Below are 20,599 nucleotides of genomic sequence, written 5' to 3' on the forward strand. Positions count from 1 at the left end.
GCCCCCTTGCGTCCCGCGCCACTTTGGTTAGAGTTATAAGCATCCATGACTGAGCATAGCGACAGCGACCGGGAGCCGTCCACCGGCGGCAGCCCCTTGAGCGCCGGGGAGCGCTACCACTTCAACGAGGGCACGCTCCGGCGCCTGTGGCAGGTGCTCGGCGCGCAGGTGCAGGCGGGCGGTACCCGCTTCGCGCTCTGGGCCCCGAACGCCAGCGCGGCCGCCGTGGTGGGCGACTTCAACGGCTGGGACGCCGCCGCAAACCCGATGCAGCCGGTGGGCGACAGCGGCCTCTGGGAGGCCTTTGTTCCCGGTGTCGGCGAGGGTACCTGCTACAAGTACCGGCTCCTCGACCGGCGCGGTGCCGAACTCCCGCTGAAGAGCGACCCGGTGGCCTTCGGCGCCGAGCACCCGCCGCAGACCGCCTCCGTGGTGCGCGACATCGGCGGTTACGGCTGGCACGACGGTAGCTGGATGGCGAACCGCGCCGGGCACAATGACCGCAGCGCACCGATCAGCATCTACGAGGTTCACCTGGGCTCCTGGCGCCGCCGGGCCGCCGAGGACAACCGCATGCTCTCCTACCGGGAAGCGGCGGAGGAACTGGTCGAGTACGTCGCCGACCTGGGCTTTACCCACCTGGAGTTCCTGCCGCTCTCGGAGCACCCCTTCGACGGCTCCTGGGGCTACCAGCCGGTGGGGCTTTACGCGCCGACGATCCGCCACGGCCCGCCGCACGAGTTCCGCGACCTCGTCGATGCCGCCCACCGGCGCGGCCTCGGCGTGCTGCTGGACTGGGTGCCCGCCCACTTCCCCGCCGACGAGCACGGTCTTGCCCGCTTCGACGGCACGGCGCTCTACGAGCACGAGGACCCCCGGCAGGGTTTCCACCCGGACTGGAACACGCTGATCTACAACTTCGGGCGCCGGGAGGTGGCCAACTTCCTGCTGTCGAACGCGCTTTACTGGCTCGAGGAGTACCACGTCGACGGCCTCCGCGTGGATGCGGTGGCCTCCATGCTCTACCTCGACTACTCCCGCAAGGAGGGCGAGTGGCTCCCCAACCGCCACGGCGGCCGGGAGAACCTCGAGGCCATCGACTTCCTCCAGCGCATGAACCAGCTCGTGTACGGTGAAGAGCAGGGCATCATGACCGTGGCCGAGGAAAGCACCGCCTTTCCCGGGGTCTCGAGCCCGGTGCACGACGGCGGCCTCGGCTTCGGCTTCAAGTGGAACATGGGCTGGATGAACGACACCCTCGCCTACATGGCCGAGGACCCGGTACACCGGCGCTACCACCACCACAAGATGACCTTCGGCATCCACTACGCCTTCTCGGAGAACTTCATCCTGCCCCTCTCCCACGACGAAGTGGTACACGGCAAGGGGTCGCTCTACACGCGTATGCCCGGGGACCACGCCGCGAAGCTGGCGAACTTGCGCGCCTACTTCGGCTTCCAGTGGGGCCACCCCGGCAAGAAGCTACTGTTCATGGGCGGCGAGTTCGCCCAGCCGGCGGAGTGGGCCCAGGCCGGTGAGCTGGACTGGACGACCGCGGCGAGCCCGGACCACGCCGGCATCACCCGACTGGTGCGCGACCTCAATACCCTCTACCGGGGGACACCCGCCCTGCACCGCCGCGACTGCGAGGAGAGCGGTTTCCGCTGGCTCGAGGCCAACGACGCGGAACATTCGCGGTTTGCCTGGCTGCGCTTCGGCGAACCCGGCGACCCCCCGGTGGCCGTGCTCTGCAACTTCACGCCGGTGGAGCGCCGGGACTGGCGCGTCGGCCTGCCGCTCGCCGGTCGCTGGCGGGAAGCGCTGAACACGGACGCCGCGCTCTACGGCGGCAGTGACCGCGGCAACCTCGGCGCCATCGAGGCGACTGCCGAGCCGCACCAGGGCCAGCCCTGCTCGGCGACGGTCACCCTGCCCCCGCTGTCCGTGCTGTTCTTCCTTCCGACGGAGGTGTCCTGATGGGAGGCCCCGCCCTCGCCGAACGGGTCCGTTTCGACGAAGACGCGAGTGAAGCGCTCGCCGACTGGAGCGCGGAGCGCTACCGGGAGAGCCCCACCACCTTCGCCGCCGAGCAGGCCATTGCCCGGCGCCTGGGCGCCCGGGTGGAAGACGGCGGGCGGGTGACTTTCGGCTTCTGGGCACCGGAGCTCCTCGACCGGCGGGTACCGGACGGCGACATCTTCCTCGAGCTGCTCGCACCCACCGGGCCGCTGGACCTCGAGCAGTGGCACCAGGTTGCCGACTTCGAACGCCAGCTGCTGCCGGTGCGCCGTCACGAGGCCCACGTGTTCGCGGTGGTCGAGGGGCTCAGCGCCGGTACCCGGGCGCAGGTCGGCGACTTCTACGCGCTCTGCTGGCGCGACGGCGAGGGTGTCGAACATCGCATCGCGGACCCGCTGGCGGTCTCCGTACCCTTCGGTGCCTTCGCCCCCGCGGAAGTCCTCGACGCGGCCGCCCTGGAGGCGGAGCGCGGCGACCGCGACTACTACGCGGCCCTCGGCAACGGGGCCGGCGATGGCGGCGTACACAAGTTCGGTGCGCCGACCAACATCCTGCAGCTGCACGTGCCCACGGCCACCGCCGGTGGCACCCTGGCCAGCCTGGCCCGGCACTTCGAACGCATTGCCGAGCGGCTGCGCCGCGGCCTGCCGCTGGAGGACGCGGACGCGATCTACACCGGCTACGACGCCGTGCAGCTGCTGCCCGTGGAGCCGACCACGGTGTACGAGACCGGCCCCGGCTTCTGGGCCGAGAGCAGCCGCTCAGACGGCCACTGCCGCGTGGAACTCACGCGCCCGGACACCACCAACTGGGGCTATGACGTGGTCATTGCCGGCATGGGCGCCGTCAACCCGGTGCTGCTCGAGAGCGGCCGTCCGCACGAGCTCGCGGACCTCGCGGCGGTGCTCCACAACTGGCCCGGCGGGCCGAAGATGCTGGTGCTCGACCTGGTCTTCGGCCACGCAGACAACCAGGCGCTGCAGGTTCTCAGCCCCCACTTCCTCGCCGGGCCGAACATGTACGGGCAGAACCTCGCCTACCGCAACCCGGCGGTGCGCGCGATTCTCCTCGAGCTGCAGCGGCGCAAGGTGGACTTCGGCGCCGACGGCGTGCGCGTGGACGGCGCCCAGGATTTCAAGTGGTGGGATCACGGCGACCAGCAGCTGCACCACGACGACGAGTTCCTGCAGCAGATGGCGGACGTGGAGCAGTGCGTCTGCGGGACCCGCTTCCGCCCCTGGTTCATCTTCGAGGACGGGCGCCCCTGGCCCGAGGAGGACTGGGAGCTCGCCTCTACCTACCGCGCCGTGATCGAGACGCAGCGTGACGACGACGTGTTCCAGTGGGGTCCGCTCACCTTCGCCCACAACACGCCGTTTCTCTACAGCTTCTGGCTGTCGAAGTTCTGGCGCATCCGCGAGATGCTTACGCACGGCGACCAGTGGATCAGCGGCACCGCGAACCACGACACGCTGCGCCGGGGCACGCAGGTCAACCCGGAGCTGAACATCAACACGCGCCTGGGCGCCACGCGCATGGAGATCCTCGACAAGGCCTACGACAACCCGGCGGTCTCCCTGCTGACCTACGCCGCCTTCCCGGGCGTACCCATGGACTTTCTCAACGCATCGGCGCGGGCGAGCTGGGGCTTCATCCGCAACCAGGACGACCGCTACGGCGTGAAGATCGTGGCCGAGGAATCCGTTTCCCTGAAGTGGCAGGTGGACGAGTACAGCTACTCGGTGCCGGGCAACTTCGCTCGCCTCAAGGCGCTGGGCTTCGAGACGCGCGACGACCTGTCACGCTTCTTCGAGTTCCTGCCCGCCCTGGTGGAAGTGACCGGCTATGACCTCGAGCAGATCGCCCACCTGCTGACGGCGGTGCGCCCCGAGCTCGCCGGGCCCCACCCGGTCACACCGGCGGATCTCAAGGCTATCGCCCGCGCCTGGATGGACGATATGCACGAGTACTGCAACGTCTCCCACTCGCTCGCCATGCTCGACGAGGAGCAGGTGGCCTTCACGCGGGGGCTGCGCGCCTTCCGCCGGGAGCGCCCGTGGCTGCGCGATGCCTACGGCGAGCGCGATCACTTCGACTACCTCCGGCCCATCGACGGGCGCACCGTGTTCACCGCGCTGCGGCACGGGCCGGACGGCGAACGGGTCTACCTGGTCACACACATGGAAGGCGACGCCACCGAACCGCTGGATCCCCTTGCGCTACCGGTGCCGGGGCTGGATGGCGACGGCTGGACCGTGGCCCTGCGCACACCCGGCATTGCGCACGACTACACGCAGGGGCCGCTGTCGCTGCACGATTCGACCGGCGTGCTCTTCACCTGTCGCCGCTGAGCCCGGCGCCCGAGCGGGAGCGATCACTCAGCGGTAAAGCTGGTCGACGTAGGCGCGCGCCGCGTCCGCCCAGGGGAAGCGCGCGGCCCGGGCCGCGCGACGGAGAGCCTCGCGCTTGCGCCGATGGTTGCGCAGCAGGCGCAGGGCCTCGCGCAGCCGGGCGAGCAGGTTGTCGAGTCGCTCCGCCTCCGTCGCTCCCGCGAAGACGAAGCCATCGACCCCGTCCCTGACCGTGTCGGCCAGCCCGCCGGTGCGGTGCACCAAGCAGGGCTGTCCCGCGCGCATGGCGAGAAGCTGGGCGATCCCGCAGGGCTCGAAGCGGCTGGGCATGAGGAACAGGTCGCCGGCGAGGTAGAGCTGCTCGGAGAGCGCCTCGGAGTAACCGCAGAGGAACAGCAGGCGGTCGCTGCGTGCCTGCGCATCGTTGAAGAAACGTTCGAGGTCGCCGTCGCCGCTGCCAAGCACCACGAGCAGTTCGTCTTCCCGAAGCTGCTCCAGCAGGTGCTCGAGCACCGGGCGGCCGTCGGCGTGCCGGGCGACCAGCATGCCGAGCTTCTGCTCCGTCAGGCGTCCGACCACCGTGAGCAGCCGCGCGGGCTCGCCGTCCGAGGCCAGGCGTTCATCGATGCGCCGAAGCGCCAGCACATGGGCCGCAGCGGCAACGCCACCGGCCGCCAGCCAGCGCTCCACTTCGCGCCGGGCCAGGGCGAGGAAGTCACCATGGGGTAACGGTGCCGGGAGCGTATCCGGGTACTCGCAACCGTTGAGAATACCGTCCAGGCGACCCGCTTCCTGCGCCGCTGCGAGGTCACGCTGAAGCCCCTCGCCGAGGCCGCTGGCGGGGTCGCAGATCTCTGCCGCGTAGGTCGGCGACACCGCGTGCAGGGCCTCGCAGAGCCCGATGGCGGCGCGCAGCGGGTTGTAGCAATCCTTGTAGCGCGGGTCGATGGCCACCGGCAGGGGCACCAGTCCCGGGAACCAGGCACCGAGGCTGGACGGGTCGCCACGCAGCGGTCGGATGCCCTGCATCGCCAGGTTGTGGATCGTGAACACCCGGCGCAGGCCGGCAAGCCGCGGCTGTGCCTGCGAGAGGAGCGCGAAAGTACCGGTATGCCAGTCGTGCAGGTGCACCACGTCAGGCATGGGCAGCTCCCCCTCAAGCAGCCCGCGCACGGCGGCGGCACAGAACAGGGCGAACTTGCCGGCGTCGGTGGCGAAGGGACGATCCGGCGGGTCATTGCAGTACACGGGGCCGGCAAAGGTGGGGTGCTCGAGCACCAGCTGCCGGACGGCCCCGCCGGGGCCGCGGGCGGGCAGCTCGAAGAGACCCAGCAGCTCGCTACGGCCGCGAAAGGGTACCGCCACCGAGCCGACCTGCCGCGCCCCCGGAACGTGCGACAGGCGCCCGTAGCCGGGCGTCAGCACCGTTGCCCGGTGACCCAGCGCTGCCAGCGCGGGCGGGATATCGCGAAGCACGTCGCCCATGCCGCCGACCTTGCCGCCGGGCAGCGCGCCGTCCTCGGCCGCGAGCATGAGGATGTGCACGGGCGCGCTCAGGTGATGACGTCGGGCGCCTTGCGGCCCGTGTGCGCCTCGATGCCGGCGATGGCCGCGGCGGCATCGAGCACGGTCGCCAGCCTCCGCTGCGTGTCCAGCTCAAGCTGCGTGGGGTCGCGCTCGTAGCGCTCGCAGTACAGGCGCAGCGTGGCGCCGGCGGTCCCGGTACCGGAGAGCCGGAACACGGCTCGCGCGCCGCTCTCGAAAAAGAGGCGAATACCCTGGCCGCGGCTGACGCTGCCGTCCACCGGGTCCTCGTAGGCAAAGTCGTCCGCCCCGGTCACGACCTCCTCCCCGAACTGCTGGCCGGGCAGGCTGCCCAGCCGCTCGCGCAGCCCGGCCATGAGCGCCTCGGCGCCGGCGCTGTCGACACCCTCGTAGTCGTGGCGGGTGAAGTAGTCACGGCCGAACTGCCGCCAGTGCTCGCGGAGGATCGCCCGCGCCGGCTGGCGGCGGGCGGCGATGATGTTGAGCCAGAACAGCACGGCCCAGAGGCCGTCCTTCTCGCGCACGTGGCTGCTGCCGGTGCCGAAGCTCTCTTCGCCGCAGAGGGTGATGCGACCGTCGTCGAGCAGGTTACCGAAGAACTTCCACCCGGTGGGGGTCTCGTAGCAGGGCAGCTCCAGGGCTGCGGCCACCCGGTCCACGGCGCGGCTGGTGGGCATGGACCGGGCCACACCGGCCAGGTCCTGGTAGCCGGGCACCAGGTGCGCATTGGCGGTGAGCACGGCGAGGGAGTCACAGGGATTGATGTAGCCGCCGCGGCCGAGGACCATGTTGCGGTCGCCGTCGCCGTCCGACGCGGCGCCGAAGGCCGGGGGATCGTTCCCGTTCATGAGGTCTACCAGGGCGCGGGCGTGGGCGAGGTTCGGGTCCGGGTGGCCGCCGCCGAAATCCTCCAGCGGCTCGCCGTTCATCACCGTGCCCGCGGGCGCGCCGAGGCGGCGCTCGAGGATCTCGCGGGCGTAGGGGCCGGTCACCGCGTGCATGGCATCGAAGCGCATGCGGAAGCGCCCGCCGCCGAGCATCTCGCGCAGGAGGTCGAAATCGAACAACCCCTCGAGCAGATCCGCGTAGTCGGCCACCGGGTCGATCACGTCCACCTGCATGCCGTGGAGATCGTGGCAGCCGTCGCGGTCGAGGTCGATGGCAGACGCATCGCAGGTCAGGTAGTAGTCGAGAGTGCCGCTGGCAGCGTGGATCGCCGCGGTAACGCTCTCCGGTGCGGGTCCGCCGTTGGCGCCGTTGAACTTGACCCCGAAGTCGCCGTCGGGGCCGCCGGGATTGTGGCTGGCCGAGAGGATGATGCCGCCGTCGGTGCCGTGCTTGCGGATCAGGCAGGAGGCCGCCGGCGTCGACAGGATGCCGCCGCGGCCCACGATGACCCGCCGGAAGCCGTTGGCCGCCGCCTGCCGCAGGATGCGCTGGATCGCATCGCGGTTGCCGAAGCGGCCGTCGCCGCCGACGACGAGCGCATCCCGGGCATCGCCGCCCACGGTATTGAAAATGGCCTGGACGAAGTTCTCCAGGTAGTGGGGCTCAGCGAACTCCCGCACGCTCTTGCGCAGGCCCGAGGTGCCGGGCTTCTGGCCTTCGAAGGGACGAGTCTCCACGCGGCGCACAGCCACACCCGGCTCCCGGTTCATTGCATCCATCCTGGGTTATTCCCTGTCAAAGCGATCCCGGTTAAAGCGATCCCTCGGCCTGGCCGAGCATGCCGCGGGTGACCAGCGTCACGCCGCCGGCGGAAACCCGGAAACCGTTTCCACGGTCTTCCTCCGGGTTGAGGCCGATGTGCATACCCTCCGGTATCCGGCAACTGCGGTCAACGATGACCCGGCCCAGCCGCGTGCCGGCACCCACCTCCACATCCGGCAGCAGCACGGCGCCGTCCACCATCGAGTACGGGTGCAGGTAAACGCCGGAGAAGAGCACGGAGCCGTGGACCTCGCTTCCCGAGATAATACACCCTCCGGCAACCATGGACTGCAGCGCTAAGCCGCGCCGGTCCGGGTCATTGAAGACGAACTTGGCCGGCGGCAGCTGCTCCTGGTAGGTCCAGAGAGGCCACTCGCTGTCATAGAGATTGAGCTGCGGCGTGGTCGAGACCAGCTCCATGTTCGCCTGCCAGTAGGAGTCGAGGGTCCCCACGTCCCGCCAGTAGGCCTTGTCGCCGGTTTCCGGGTCGCGGAACGGGTAGGCGTGGACGTGGCAGGATTCTATCATCGCCGGGATCACGTCGTTGCCGAAGTCGTGGGTCGAGCCCATCTCCGCCGCATCCTCCACGAGGCGGTCGTAAAGGAAATCGGTGTTGAACACGTAGTTGCCCATGGAGGCGAGCGCGTAGCCGGGCCGGCCGGGTATCTCCGCCGGCTCCGCCGGCTTCTCCTGGAAGCCCACGACCCGGCCCGTGTCGTCGATCTGCATGACGCCGAAGTTGCCCGCCGCCTCCGCTACCGGCATCTCAAGGCAGCAGACCGTCATATCCGCACCGGACTCCACGTGCTCCACCAGCAGCGGGCCGTAGTCCATCTTGTAGACGTGGTCCCCGGCCAGGATGAGCACGAACTCGGGCTGCTCCGCACGGATGATGTCGAGGTTCTGGTAGACCGCGTCGGCGGTGCCCTGGTACCAGTCGTCGGAGTGGCGCTGGGAGGCGGGCAGCACCTCGATGTACTCGCCGAGCTCGCGCCGGAAGTGACTCCAGCCGCGCATGAGGTGGCGGATCAGCGAGTGCGCCTTGTACTGGGTCAGCACACCGATCTTGCGCACCCCGGAGTTCACGCAGTTGGAGAGCGGAAAGTCGATGATGCGGTACTTGCCGCCGAAGTAGACGGCGGGCTTTGCCCGCCAGTTCGTGAGCTCGTAAAGCCGCGAGCCGCGGCCGCCGGCGAGCACCAGGCCCAGCGTGTTGCGGGTGAGCCGGCTGACATAGCGGGGGTTGTCGTCGCTGATCACCATGGGCCTGCCCTCCGGGGTCCGTTCAGCTTGCCTTGCGGAACCAGATGTCCCGCCCGTATTCCCGGATCGTGCGGTCCGAGGAGAAGCGGCCGCTCGCCGCCGTGTTGAAGATGCACCGCCTAAGCCAGCCGTCCCGGTCCTGCCAGGCCGCGTCAACGCGACGCTGGGTATCGACGTAGGCACGGAAATCGGCAAGCGTCATCCATGGGTCACCGGGGCTGGTGATGGCGCCGATGATGTCATCGAAGATCCCGGGCTCCAGCAGGTTGAAGTGCCCGCTCTCGAGCAGGTGCAGCACGCGCTGCAGGTCGCCGTCCGCAGCCACGATGTCTGCGGGGCGGTAGTCCCGGCGCCGGTCCTCCACCTCCTCGGCGTTCAGACCGAAGAGGAAGAAGTTCTCCTCCCCCACGGCCTCGAGGATCTCGATGTTGGCCCCGTCCAGGGTGCCGATGGTGACTGCTCCGCTCATCATGAACTTCATGTTGCCGGTGCCCGAAGCCTCCTTGCCTGCGGTGGAGATCTGCTCTGACAGGTCCGCGCCGGGACAGATGACCTCCATGCTGGTGACCTTGTAGTCGGGCAGAAAAGCCAGGCGCAACCAGGGCGCCAGCCGCGGGTCGTCATTCACGACCGCCGCTACGTTGTTCACCAGCTTGATGATGGCCTTGGCCATGACATAGCCCGGCGCCGCCTTGCCGCCGATGAGCACGCAGCGCGGCACCAGCCCAGCAGTTTCCCCGCGCAGCACCCGGTCGTACAGGTGGATAACGTGGAGCACGTTGAGGAGCTGCCGCTTGTACTCGTGGATGCGTTTCACCTGCACGTCGAAGAGCATGGCCGGGTCAAAGCGGATGCCGCAGCTTTCCGCAACGAGGTCGGCCAGGCGCCGCTTGTTGTCGAGCTTGACTGCGCCGAAGCGCTGGCGGAAGGCCGGATCCCCGGCGAGCGGAGCCAGCTCCCGGAGACGCTCCAGGTCGCAGAGCCAGCCCTCGCCGAGGGACTCGTCAATGAGCGCGGCCAGCCCCGGATTGCACCAGGCGAGCCAGCGCCGGGGGGTGACCCCGTTGGTCTTGTTGTTGAACTTCCCGGGCCAGAGCTGATGGAAGTCGCGGAACAGGCCGCGGGTGAGCAGCTGCGTGTGCAGGGCGGCGACGCCGTTCACGGAGAAGCTGCCCACGATCCCCAGGTAGGCCATGCGCAGCTGCGGCTCGCCGCCCTCGTCGATCAGCGACATGCGCCGCTCCCGATCGACGTCGCCGGGCCAGTGCCGCGATACCTCGGTCAGGAAGCGGGCGTTGATCTCCTGGATGATCTCCAGGAGCCGCGGCAGCAGGCTGCCGAAGAGCGCGACGGACCAGGTTTCCAGCGCCTCGGGCAGAAGCGTGTGGTTGGTGTAGGCGAAGCTCTCCCGGGTGATCGACCAGGCCGCCTCCCAGCCGAGGTGATGCTCGTCCATGAGCAGGCGCATGAGTTCCGGGATCGCGACCGTCGGGTGCGTGTCGTTCAGCTGCAGGCAGTTGCCGTCGGCAAAGACCGCGAAGTCGTCGCCGTGCGCTTCGACCCAGTCGGCGAGGATGTCCTGCAGGCTGGCCGAGGCGAGGAAGTACTGCTGGCGCAGGCGCAGCTCCTTGCCCGCCTCGCTCTGGTCGTTGGGGTACAGGACCATGGTGATCTTCTCGGCCTGTGTCTTGGCATCTACCGCGTCCGTGTAGCTGCCGGCGTTGAACTCGCCGAGGTCGAACTCCTCCGTGGCCTGCGCGCGCCACAGGCGCAGCGTATTCACCGTCTCGTTGCGGTAGCCGGGGACCGGCATGTCGTAGGGAATGGCCAGCACGTCGTGCGTATCCAGCCAGCGGTGCCGCCAGTGTCCGTGGTCGTCCCGGTAACCCTCGGCGCGTCCGCCGAATTGGACCCGCCGGGCGCGCTCGCGCACCTCGAACTCCCAGGGATTGCCGTCGCGGAGCCAGCGGTCCGGGTTTTCCACCTGGTAGCCGTTGCGCAGCTGCTGCTGGAACATGCCGTACTCGTAGCGGATGCCGTAGCCGGTCACGGGCAGGGAAAGGCTCGCGCAGCTGTCGAGGAAGCACGCGGCCAGCCGGCCGAGGCCGCCGTTGCCGAGGCCCGCGTCCCGCTCCTCCGCTTCCACGGTCTCGAGGTCGCAGGCAAAGGCCGCTACCGCGTCCCGCGCTTCGCCCTCGAGGCCGAGGGACAGGAGTGCGTTGTGAAGGCTGCGGCCGATGAGGAATTCGAGGGACAGGTAAGCCACCCGCCGGCGGCCATTACCGGACTGCTCCCGGGTGTCGCGCCAGCGACCGACGAGCCGGTCGCGCAGGGCCAGCGCCAGGGCCTGGTAGAGGTAGTGGTGATCGCCCCCGCTGCGATCCTGGCCAAGGGTCAGCCGGTAGTGCCGTGCCACCGCCTCTACGAGGCGCAGCCCGTCACCATTGACCGCGCTGCCGCCGCTGTTCGTGCCGATATCATTACCGGCGTCCGTGCCGCCGTCGGGGCTACCACTCACACCACTCACGCTGCTGTCTCCTCCTCTCCCGCCGGCTCAAGCCCGCTGGCCAATAGCTGCAGCGACCGGCCTGCACAATGTACCTCGCTCCCGTGCACCAACTCACCCGCAAAGACCCACGGCGCCCGCGCCGTATCCACGCGGCAGTGCCAGGGCCCGGGCGCGGGCAGCCTGAACGATACTGCCGTCTCACCGCCGTTCAGGACCAGCAACAGGGAGTATGGCTCACGATTGTGACCGCCGTCTTGCGACAGCAGGCAACCGACGCAGGCGAGGGCCGGATCATGCCACGCAGCCTTTCCGGGTTCACCGCCCTCCGGGGCGAGCCAGGTCAGACGCTGGCCCTCGCCGTCAGCCTCGCGGTGGCGATAGCGATCCGCCCGGAGCATCGGCTCCCGGGCGCGCAGGGCGACGAGGGCCCGGGTAAAGGCCAGCAGTTCCTCGTCGGCCTCTGCCCAGGCCAGCCAGCTGGTCGCGTTGTCCTGGCAATAGGCATTGTTATTGCCGCCCTGGCTGCGGCCCAGCTCGTCCCCGGCCTGGAGCATGGGTACGCCCTGGGAGAGAAGCAGCGTCGCCAAAAAGTTGCGCGCCTGGCGTGCGCGCCGCTCCCGGATCACCGGGTCATCGCTCGCGCCCTCGTGACCGTTGTTGTCACTGAAGTTTTCGCCGTGGCCGTCGCTGTTGCCCTCGCGGTTGTCCCGGTTGTGGCGCCGCGCGTAGCTGACCAGGTCGCGCAGGGTGAAGCCGTCGTGGCTGGTAACGAAATTCACGCTGGCCCAGGGCGGCCGGCCGGCCCCCTCGAAGAGATCGCCGGAGCCGTGCACGCGCCGGGCCAGTTCCGGCAGCTCACCGTCGTCGCCGCGCCAGAAGCGGCGGACACTGTCGCGATAGCGGTCGTTCCACTCGGCCCAGCCCGGGGGAAAGCCGCCGAGCCGGTATCCCTCCGGACCGACGTCCCAGGGTTCGGCGATGAGCTTGCGCTCGGCGAGCAGCGGGTCCTCCGTGAGCTGCCTGAGCAGCGCGGCGTGGGGATCGACACCGTGCTCACCGCGCGCGAGCACCGGGGCGAGGTCGAAGCGGAAACCGTCCACCCCCAGCTCGCCGGCCCAGTAGCGCAGGCTGTCGAGCACCAGCCGCCGCACCGCCGGATGATCGCTGGCGAGCGTGTTACCGCAGCCGGTGTCGTTCACGTAGCTGGCCGGGTCGCCGTGCTCGAGGCGGTAGTAGCTGGCGTTGTCGATACCGCGAAGCGACAGCGTCGGACCGCTGTCGCCGCCCTCCGCCGTGTGGTTGTAGACCACGTCCAGGATCACCTCGAGCCCAGCCTCGTGCAGGCGCTCGACCATGGCGCGGAACGCCCCGGGGCCGGCGCCGCCGAGGTAGGGCGGGTGCCCGGCGAAGAAAGACACCGGGTTGTAGCCCCAGTAGTTGCTGAGCCCCCGCTCGACCAGGAAGGGCTCGTCGGCGAAGGCGAAAACCGGCAGCAGCTCCACCGCAGTGATCCCTAGCGCCTTCAGGTAGGCAACGGTGGCGTCGGCGCCGAGGCCGGCCACGGTACCCCGCTCGGCATCGGACAGCGCGGGGTGCCGCTGCGTAAACCCCTTGAGGTGCAGCTCGTACAGGCGCGTGTCGGCCCAGTCCGTGCGCCGACAAGCTGCGGGCGGGGGAAGTTCACCGTTAACGATCCCGAGCGGGACGTGGGGCGCGCTGTCGACCGGGTCCGGCCCGGCGCCCGCTGCACCCCCGGCCTGCGCCGGGTGCCAGCGGCAGGCCCGGTCCAGCGCCCGTGCGCAGGGGTCGATGAGCAGCTTGGCGGGATTGAAGCGATGGCCGAGGGCCGGGGCCCAGGGCCCGTGGACGCGGTAGCCGTAGCGCTGCCCGGGCCCGACGCCCGGCGCGAAGCCGTGCCAGTTATCGCCGTCGCGCGCCGGCAGGGGCAGGCGCGCAAGCTCCCGCTCGCCGCGCGCGTCGAACAGGCAGAGCTCCACCTGCTCCGCATGCGCGGAGAAAAGGACAAAATGAGCCCCCTCGGCCGTGCAGGTCGCACCCGGCCGGGTCGGGTCTCCGGGGAGGAGTTCCAGGATGGTTACTCCTGATCAGTCAGCCGCAACCACCCTAGTGTAGTGCGCCGCAGGTGCCGCTGACCATGCGCGGCTCGGACTGGCAGCCAGTTACCGGGGCCGGGGCCGGCTTCGCGCGCCGGACCCGGGAACCGGCTCGGTCAGCGATCGCCCTCGCGCCGCAGCTTGTAGCGGTAGAGGTTGGGCGAGGCACACTGGGTCACACCGTCCATCAGCTCGTTGGCCTTCATCCAGCCGCCCTGGTTGAAGTAGGCATCGAAGCCGGCACCGAGCGTGGCGAAATCGTCCCAGCTCTCCACGTGGTAGTAGTCGTACTCCACGTCGCCGAAGCCCAGGGCAGGCAGGAAAAGCCAGCTGGCGGCGGGCGAACCCATGTCGGCCATCGCCGAGCCCATGGCGCCGTGGGCGGCCGCCGCATCCCTGAGCGACACGCCCTCTTCCAGCGTGCAGCGGGCGAACCAGGTCACGCCGGCCTCGGGCCAGCCATCCGCCGGCGCACGGACCGTGGTCACCGATGCCAGGCTGTTGACGCAGTCCGCCGTCTCGTTGAACAGCTTGCCGACGTCGTCATCGTCGTCGAACCAGTTGTCCCAGCTCTTGCCGAACATCGCACCGCTGGTCCAGCCGCCGATCCAGGCAAAGTCCAGCTCGTTGTCCTCGCGGAACACCGGCGCGAAGGTCCAGTAGGTGTAGTCCTTGTCGCTCTTCTTCAGCCACTTGTTGAACGCCTCGGTGAGTTTATCGAGGTCGTCCCAGCTCTTGTCCTCCTCGAAACTGCACGCCATCATCTCCACTGGCGTGAACTCGAGGGCCGTGTCGTCCTGGGCATGGGCCTGGCCCGTGAGGGCCGTGCTGGTGAGGGTGCCTGCTACCGCCAGTGCCAGGGCACCGGTCATTGTCTTGCCTGCCATTGCTGTTACCTCGTCTGTTGTTGGAGTCATCGGGTACAGAAACGGGGCAAGTGCCGTGAACACCCCGGGACCTTGAGCGTAGACCATGGCGAGGCCCTGTCAAAAACGATGCCTCGTAGCCTGCCGGGGCCGTTGCGCTGGCCATCGCGCTGAACGCACTGCATAGTGAAGGCGCTGCTTCGCATGATTGCCCGGTAACGCCATGGAAATCCCGCTAGAGGACCGCGCCAGCGGCGTGCTCCTGCACATCACCTCCCTGCCCTCGCCCTGGGGCGTCGGCGACCTCGGCGAGCAGGCCCGCGCCATGGCGGCGCGGCTGGGCGCCGCGCGCCAGCGCTACTGGCAGGTCCTGCCCCTCAACCCGACGAGTGACGCGGCGGGCGAATCCCCCTACTTCAGCCCCTCTTCCCGGGCGGGCAACCCGCTGCTGCTCAGCCTCGAAGACCTCGCCGCCGACGGCCTCCTGCGAAACGACGAAGTCGCCGCGGCGCCGGCTCCGCAGGAAGGCCGCGCGGACTTCGCCCGCGCCCGCGCACTCAAGCTGCCGCTCCTCGCGACGGCGGCGGAACGCTTCGCCGCAGGCGGTGACGACGATGGATACCGGGCCTTCTGCGCGCGCGAGGCCGACTGGCTCGACGACCACGCCCTGTTCACGGCGCTGAAGGCCCGGGACCCGCGCAGCTGGAGCGACTGGCCGGCGGCGCTGCGCTTGCGCGAGGCGGACACCCTCGCCGAGGCCCGCCGCAGCCTGGCGCCGGCGATTGCCACGGAGAAGCGGCTTCAGTACTTTTTCGAGCGCCAGTGGCGGAGGCTCCGCGCGGCCTGCGGCGAAGCCGGGGTGTGGCTCTTCGGCGACATGCCCATCTACGTCAACCTCGACAGCGTCGACGTGTGGGCACGGCCCGACGTCTTCCAGCTCGACGACGACCTGCGCCCGGTCGCCGAGTCCGGCGTGCCGCCGGACTACTTCAGCGCGACCGGCCAGCTCTGGCGCAACCCGGTCTACGACTGGGACCGGCTGGCCGCCGAGGATTTTCGCTGGTGGGTGCTCCGCCTGGGCACCCTGCTGCGGCGTCTCGACGTATTGCGGATCGACCACTTCCGCGGCCTGGCCCAGTATTGGCGCGTTCCCGCCGGCGCGGAGACGGCCGCGGCCGGTGAGTGGCGCGACGTGCCGTCCTACGAGCTCTTCGACGCCCTGCGCGCCGCCTTCGACCCCTTCCCGGTCGTGGCCGAAGACCTCGGCACCATCACGCCGGACGTGCACGCCCTGCGCGAACATTACGGGCTGCCGGGCATGGTGGTACTGCAGTTTGCGTTCAACGAGGACGACGACGCCCACCCCTACCTGCCGGCAAACCACCCGGAGAACGGCGTCGCCTACCTGGGCACCCACGACAACAACACGGTCCGGGGGTGGCTGGAAGACGAACTGGACGATGCCTCCCGCGAGCGCCTGGCGCGCTTCGTAACGCTGGACGAGGACCCGGCCGCCACCGCCCCCGCGCTCCTCGACCTGCTCATGGCATCGCCGGCGCGCACGGCCATCGCCTGCGCCCAGGACCTGCTGGCGCTGCCGGCGAGTGCGCGCATGAATACACCGGGACTGCCGACGGGCAACTGGGCCTGGCAGCTCACCCCGGCGCAGTACGAGGCGCTGCCCCTAGCAGCCCTGGCTGCGATGGCCGAGGCGCACGGACGGCGGTGACGGTGCAATGACGCCGGGCCTGGGCTAAGGTCTGCACAGTCACGACAGGGCCCGGGAGGGGCTGGCGATGGAAGGACACCCGGTCAGTTATTCACGGACGACCATCACGGAGCTGATGATCCCGTCCTATGCCAACTTCGGCGGCAAGATTCACGGTGGCACGCTGCTCTCGCTCATGGACAAGGTCGCCTATGCCTGCTCGAGCAAGCACGCGGGCGCCTACTGCGTCACCGTCGCCGTGGGGGGCGTGAACTTCCTGCAGCCGGTGGAGGTGGGGGAACTCGTGTCCATGCTCGCCTCCGTGAACTACGTCGGCCGCACCTCCGTGGTCGTCGGCATCAAGGTCATCGCCGAGGACGTGCAGACCGGGGTGGTCAAGCACACGAACACCTCCTATTTCACCCTGGTCGCGAAATCGGACGACGGCGAGCTGGTGCAGGTGCCGCCGCTGATCCTGGAGACTTCGGAGGACGTTCGCCGCTTCCACTCGGCCGCCCTGCGCCAGCGGCTGCGCAAGGAGCTGTTCGCGAAGATGGAGGCACACCGCTCAGCGTTTGAGCTGAACGACCGGGTGCGCGCTGATCTCGCCGGTGAGCGCTGCGTCATCCGCGTGGACGGTGGCTCATGAGACGCCTCACCGGGCTCGCCCTGCGCGGCCTCGCGGTCGCCCTGCCCTTCGCCCTCACGATCTACTTCGTGTACTGGTCCATCAGCAATATCGAGTGGGCCATGCGCAAGGCGCTAGACGCCCTGGACATCGGCGGACTCTATCTCCCGGGCATGGGCGTGGTGGTCTTCGTCGCCATCCTGCTCGCGCTCGGGCTGGTGGCGCGGCTGCTGGTGTTCCAGAGCTTTCTCGCGCTGCTGGAGCAGCTGTTCGAGCAGATTCCGCTGATCAAGTCGGTCTACACGGCGATCCGCGATTTCATGGCCTTTCTCGCCGGCGAGAACCGTGCCAGCGGTGAGGTCGTCGCCATAGACATTGCCGGCCAGCGCATGCTGGGCATCGTCTCCGACACGGACCCGCCGCGCTCGTTGGGCAAGGATGCAGACAGCGGCGACGACCTCGTCGGTGTCTTCCTGCCCATGAGCTACCAGCTCGGCGGCTACACGATCTATGTGCCGCGCAGCCGGCTCTCGGCGGTGGACATGGATGCGGAGTCCGCCATGCGCTACATCATGACCGCCGGCATCGGGCGGGCGTCGGCCGACAACGGTGATCCGGGAGACCGGCCCGGGTCGTAGTAAGGGGTACAACCTGCCGGCAGACGCCACGTCCGCCGGCTGTACACCGCGCAAAGCGGGCAGTCGGTTCTCTTTCATCCCTGAAGGACGTTAACGGAAGCGCATCGGGCGTGAGCACTTGCTCACTCCGCTGTCGGGACATTCACGTGAACGCAAGGAGGGAACGATGAACAAGATCGCGAACTTCACCGCACCCGGAATCGAAGACGCCACCGCCGAGAAGACCATCGGTATTCTCGACAACCGCATGGTCGCCCTGGTTGATCTCGCGCTGACGCTCAAACACGTGCACTGGAACGTGGTCGGCCCGAACTTCATCGGGGTACACGAAATGCTCGACCCGCAGGTCGATGCAGTACGCGAGATGGTCGACCAGGTCGCAGAGCGCATTGCGACCCTGGGTGGCGAGCCGATCGGCACGCCCGGCGCGCTCGTCGAGCGCCGGAACTGGAGTGACTACACCCTGGGCAAGGCGCTGGTGACGGAACACCTCGGCGCGCTGGACCTCGTCTACTCCGGGGTCAATGAGGACCACCGCAAGGCTATCGGCCAGCTCGCGGAGCTCGACCCGGTCTCCGAGGACCTGCTCACGGGTCACCTGCGCGACCTGGAGCAGTTCCAGTGGTTCGTCCGCGCCCACCTGGAGTCCGCTAGCGGCGAGCTCGCCACCGCCGGCACGCACAGCGAGAAAGAGGCGGCTCGCGCAGCACGCAGCTGACCCGGACCCCGGGCACGCGAGTGCCCGCTCCTGCCAGGCCCGCCGGCAGCACCGGCGGGCCTTTTTTCGTCCGGCGTTCGTGGCTACATTGGCGGTGTCTGCCCAAGGAAGCCGCCAGTGACGGTCCCCACCCCTGATCCACAGCGAGCCCGCTGGCCCCACATCGTAGTCGGCGCGGGCATGAGCGGCCTGGCTGCGGCCTGGTACGCCGCGCGCTCCGGCCGGGAAACCCTGGTGCTCGAGGCCGCGCCGGTACCCGGCGGCTGCATGCACAGCCATCGCTTCCCCGAGCTGGAGGACTACTGGGTGGAAGCCGGCAGCCACAGCTGCTTCAACAGCTACGGCAACCTGCTGCTGATCCTGGAGGAGCTGGGCTTGCTGGCCCGTGCCACCGCCAAGGCGAAACTCCCCTACCGCCTCTGGCGCGAAGGTCGGCGCCGCTCTGCGCTCTCCGCACTGCACCCGCTCGAGCTCCTGTGTGCCCTGCCCCGCCTGCCGGGCAGGAAAAAGGCGGGCGCCACGGTGCGCGAGTACTATGGCGCCGTGCTCGGACAGCGCAATTACCGCGACCTCCTCGGCCCCGCCTTCCGCTCCATCATCTGCCAGCCCGCTGACGCCGTGCCCGCCGAAACCCTGTTCCGCAAAAAGCCGCGCCGCAAGGATGTGCTGCGGGACTTCACGTTCCCCAACGGCCTCGGCGAGGTGCCGGCCGCCCTGGCGGCAGCGCCGGACCTCACGGTAGAGACCGGGCGCGCCGCAACGGCATGCCACGCGCGAGACGGTCATTTCGAAGTGGTCTGCGAGGATGGCAGCCGCCACGAGGCAGCCGCCGTTACCCTGGCACTACCGCCGGACCGGACCGCCGCCCTGCTCGCCTCCGTTGCGCCCGCAGCAGCGGCTGTTGCCGGGCAGATCACCATGGCCGAGATCGACAGCCAGCTGCTGGTCTTCGAGCGCGACGATCTCTCCATCGAACCCATCGCGGGGCTGATCAGCATCGACGGCGCCTTCCTCTCCGCCGTATCCCGGGATTTCCTCGAGCACCCCCGCTGGCGCGGCTTTGCCTTCCATTTCCCGGGGGGCGCCGTCGATGAAACGGCGCGGATCGCCGCAGGCTGCACAGCCCTGGCCGCCGATCCCGGCCGCCTGAGGGCCACCGCCGCCGTGCACCATCGGCTCCCGGCGCTGCGACGTGGGCACGGCGACCGCATCGCGGCCCTCGATCGGGCGATCGCCGCAGCGCCCGGCGGCGAACGGCTCGGCGTGACGGGGAACTGGTTTCTCGGTGTCTCCCTTGAGGACTGCGTAAGCCGCAGTCGCGCGGAGCATGAGCGCCGCTTCGGTGCTATCGTGCCCTCGCCACGCACGCCGGCTGCCCCGGTCATCGACCGCACCACCGGCTAGCGCTGCGGTATAGTGAGCACCCCCTGTACCAGCGGAAGCCTTCGATGACCGACCTGTTTGCGCCCCTCACCTTTGCCAGCGGTGCCCGCATGAAGAACCGCTTCATGCTCGCTCCGCTGACCAACCTGCAGAGCCACGCCGACGGCACGCTGTCCGACGACGAATACCACTGGCTGACCATGCGGGCCAGGGGCGGCTTCGGCGCGACCATGACCTGCGCCTCCCACGTGCAGGCCGAGGGGCTCGGCTTCCCGGGGCAGCTGGGCTGCTTTGCCGACCGCCATCTGCCGGGGCTCACGCGACTTGCCGCGGGTATTCACGAGGGTGACAGCCTGGCCATTCTGCAGCTTCACCACGCCGGCATGCGCTCGCCGGCCGACGAGATCGGCCAGGCGCCGCTCTGCCCGTCGGACAACAGCGAGTTCGGCGCCCGGGCGCTCACCACGGCAGAGGTGGAAGGCGTGCGCGAGGCCTTCATCGCCGCGGCCGTGCGCGCCGAGCGGGCCGGCTTCGACGGCGTCGAACTGCACGGCGCCCACGGCTACCTGCTCGGCCAGTTCCTGAGCCCCGGCATCAACCGGCGCGGCGATGACTACGGCGGCTCGCTGGAGAACCGGGCCAGGCTCCTGCAGGAAATCATCGACGGCATCCGCACCCGCTGCCGGCCGGGTTTCCTCCTCGGCCTGCGCCTGTCCCCCGAGCGCTTCGACATTGTGCTGGGCGAGATGCTCGAGCTGGCACAGCAGCTGTGTCGCGAGGGGCGCATCGACTTCCTCGACATGTCGCTCTGGGACGGCTTCAAGGAACCGGCGGAGCCCGGCTACGAAGGCAGCTCCCTGCTCTCCCTGTTCGCCGGCATCGACCGCGGCAAGGTCCGCCTCGGCAGCGCCGGCAAGATCCGCACCGGCGCAGCGGCCGCGCGCTGCCTGGCGGAGGGTGCCGACTTCGTCCTCACCGGCCGGGCCGCGATCCTGCACCACGACCTGCCCCGCCGCATCGCCTCGGACCCCGCTTTCGAGCCGGTGCCCAACCCGGTAACGCGGGACTACCTGAAAGAAGAGGGGCTCGGCAAGGCCTTCATCGACTACATGGCCAGCTGGAAAGGCTTTGTCGCCGACTGATCCAC

Annotated in this window: 14 protein-coding genes; 8 read left to right on the top strand and 6 right to left on the bottom strand. The window is 69.3% G+C overall.

The window, feature by feature from the left end; all coding sequences use genetic code 11:
• Positions 1–45 precede the first annotated feature (45 nt).
• Together glgB and gghA are read left to right on the top strand one after the other, a co-directional pair.
• Entirely contained in the window at positions 46–1,977 is a 1,932-nt protein-coding gene (glgB, locus tag RKE50_RS14280) for a 1,4-alpha-glucan branching protein GlgB (protein WP_350037413.1), read from the top strand.
• The gene (gghA, locus tag RKE50_RS14285) at positions 1,977–4,370 is read left to right on the top strand and encodes a glucosylglycerol hydrolase (protein ID WP_350037415.1); all 2,394 of its coding nucleotides are present in this window, start codon (positions 1,977–1,979) and stop codon (positions 4,368–4,370) included. The genes glgB and gghA overlap by 1 nt, the downstream gene beginning before the upstream one ends.
• A 27-nt stretch (positions 4,371–4,397) precedes the next feature.
• Here gghA and RKE50_RS14290 read toward each other — a convergent pair whose 3' ends face one another.
• From RKE50_RS14290 to RKE50_RS14315, 6 genes are all read right to left on the bottom strand, one after another.
• Complete coding sequence (locus RKE50_RS14290) at positions 4,398–5,915, bottom strand: glycogen synthase (protein ID WP_350037417.1); 1,518 nt, start codon at positions 5,913–5,915, stop codon at positions 4,398–4,400.
• 8 nt (positions 5,916–5,923) lie between these two features.
• Positions 5,924–7,573, bottom strand: a complete 1,650-nt coding sequence (locus tag RKE50_RS14295; RefSeq protein WP_350037418.1) for an alpha-D-glucose phosphate-specific phosphoglucomutase — start codon at positions 7,571–7,573, stop codon at positions 5,924–5,926.
• Positions 7,574–7,613: 40 nt separating this feature from the next.
• Positions 7,614–8,888 carry a glucose-1-phosphate adenylyltransferase gene (gene glgC, locus RKE50_RS14300; protein WP_350037420.1) on the bottom strand — a complete coding sequence of 425 codons (1,275 nt, stop codon included), beginning with the start codon at positions 8,886–8,888 and terminating at the stop codon, positions 7,614–7,616.
• Between the two features lie 22 nt (positions 8,889–8,910).
• Complete coding sequence (locus tag RKE50_RS14305) at positions 8,911–11,415, bottom strand: glycogen/starch/alpha-glucan phosphorylase (protein WP_350037422.1); 2,505 nt, start codon at positions 11,413–11,415, stop codon at positions 8,911–8,913.
• Positions 11,412–13,490, bottom strand: coding sequence for a glycogen debranching protein GlgX (glgX, locus tag RKE50_RS14310; protein WP_350037882.1), 2,079 nt, complete (start codon positions 13,488–13,490; stop codon positions 11,412–11,414). The genes RKE50_RS14305 and glgX overlap by 4 nt, the downstream gene beginning before the upstream one ends.
• Positions 13,491–13,627: 137 nt before the next feature.
• A complete protein-coding gene (locus tag RKE50_RS14315) occupies positions 13,628–14,398 on the bottom strand; it encodes a hypothetical protein (protein WP_350037424.1) in 771 nt (256 codons plus the stop codon).
• A 202-nt stretch (positions 14,399–14,600) separates the two neighbouring features.
• On the opposite strand from RKE50_RS14315, the gene malQ reads away from it, so the two are divergent.
• The 6 genes from malQ (at position 14,601) to RKE50_RS14345 (ending at position 20,594) form a co-directional block, all read left to right on the top strand.
• On the top strand, positions 14,601–16,106 hold the full coding sequence (gene malQ / locus RKE50_RS14320; RefSeq protein WP_350037425.1) for a 4-alpha-glucanotransferase: 1,506 nt from the start codon (positions 14,601–14,603) through the stop codon (positions 16,104–16,106).
• A gap of 67 nt (positions 16,107–16,173) precedes the next feature.
• Positions 16,174–16,734, top strand: coding sequence for an acyl-CoA thioesterase (locus RKE50_RS14325; RefSeq protein ID WP_350037427.1), 561 nt, complete (start codon positions 16,174–16,176; stop codon positions 16,732–16,734).
• Complete coding sequence (locus RKE50_RS14330; RefSeq protein WP_350037428.1) at positions 16,731–17,351, top strand: DUF502 domain-containing protein; 621 nt, start codon at positions 16,731–16,733, stop codon at positions 17,349–17,351. The genes RKE50_RS14325 and RKE50_RS14330 overlap by 4 nt, the downstream gene beginning before the upstream one ends.
• 166 nt (positions 17,352–17,517) lie before the next feature.
• The gene (gene dps / locus RKE50_RS14335) at positions 17,518–18,069 is read left to right on the top strand and encodes a DNA starvation/stationary phase protection protein Dps (RefSeq protein ID WP_350037430.1); all 552 of its coding nucleotides are present in this window, start codon (positions 17,518–17,520) and stop codon (positions 18,067–18,069) included.
• Between the two features lie 117 nt (positions 18,070–18,186).
• Positions 18,187–19,473 carry an FAD-dependent oxidoreductase gene (locus RKE50_RS14340; protein ID WP_350037432.1) on the top strand — a complete coding sequence of 429 codons (1,287 nt, stop codon included), beginning with the start codon at positions 18,187–18,189 and terminating at the stop codon, positions 19,471–19,473.
• Between the two features lie 44 nt (positions 19,474–19,517).
• A complete protein-coding gene (locus RKE50_RS14345; RefSeq protein WP_350037434.1) occupies positions 19,518–20,594 on the top strand; it encodes an NADH:flavin oxidoreductase in 1,077 nt (358 codons plus the stop codon).
• Positions 20,595–20,599: the final 5 nt, after the last annotated feature.

Source organism: Pseudohaliea sp., assembly GCF_040217025.1.
Taxonomy (GTDB): Bacteria; Pseudomonadota; Gammaproteobacteria; order Pseudomonadales; family Halieaceae; genus Pseudohaliea.

Excerpts from the sequence above, each read along its gene's own strand:
- RKE50_RS14315 (WP_350037424.1), bottom strand. The coding sequence starts at position 14,398 with ATGGCAGGCAAGACAATGACCGGTGCCCTGGCACTGGCGGTAGCAGGC.
- glgB (WP_350037413.1), top strand. The coding sequence starts at position 46 with ATGACTGAGCATAGCGACAGCGACCGGGAGCCGTCCACCGGCGGCAGC.
- glgC (WP_350037420.1), bottom strand. The coding sequence starts at position 8,888 with ATGGTGATCAGCGACGACAACCCCCGCTATGTCAGCCGGCTCACCCGC.
- gghA (WP_350037415.1), top strand. The coding sequence starts at position 1,977 with ATGGGAGGCCCCGCCCTCGCCGAACGGGTCCGTTTCGACGAAGACGCG.
- RKE50_RS14330 (WP_350037428.1), top strand. The coding sequence starts at position 16,731 with ATGAGACGCCTCACCGGGCTCGCCCTGCGCGGCCTCGCGGTCGCCCTG.
- malQ (WP_350037425.1), top strand. The coding sequence starts at position 14,601 with ATGGAAATCCCGCTAGAGGACCGCGCCAGCGGCGTGCTCCTGCACATC.
- RKE50_RS14325 (WP_350037427.1), top strand. The coding sequence starts at position 16,174 with ATGGAAGGACACCCGGTCAGTTATTCACGGACGACCATCACGGAGCTG.
- RKE50_RS14345 (WP_350037434.1), top strand. The coding sequence starts at position 19,518 with ATGACCGACCTGTTTGCGCCCCTCACCTTTGCCAGCGGTGCCCGCATG.
- dps (WP_350037430.1), top strand. The coding sequence starts at position 17,518 with ATGAACAAGATCGCGAACTTCACCGCACCCGGAATCGAAGACGCCACC.
- RKE50_RS14295 (WP_350037418.1), bottom strand. The coding sequence starts at position 7,573 with ATGAACCGGGAGCCGGGTGTGGCTGTGCGCCGCGTGGAGACTCGTCCC.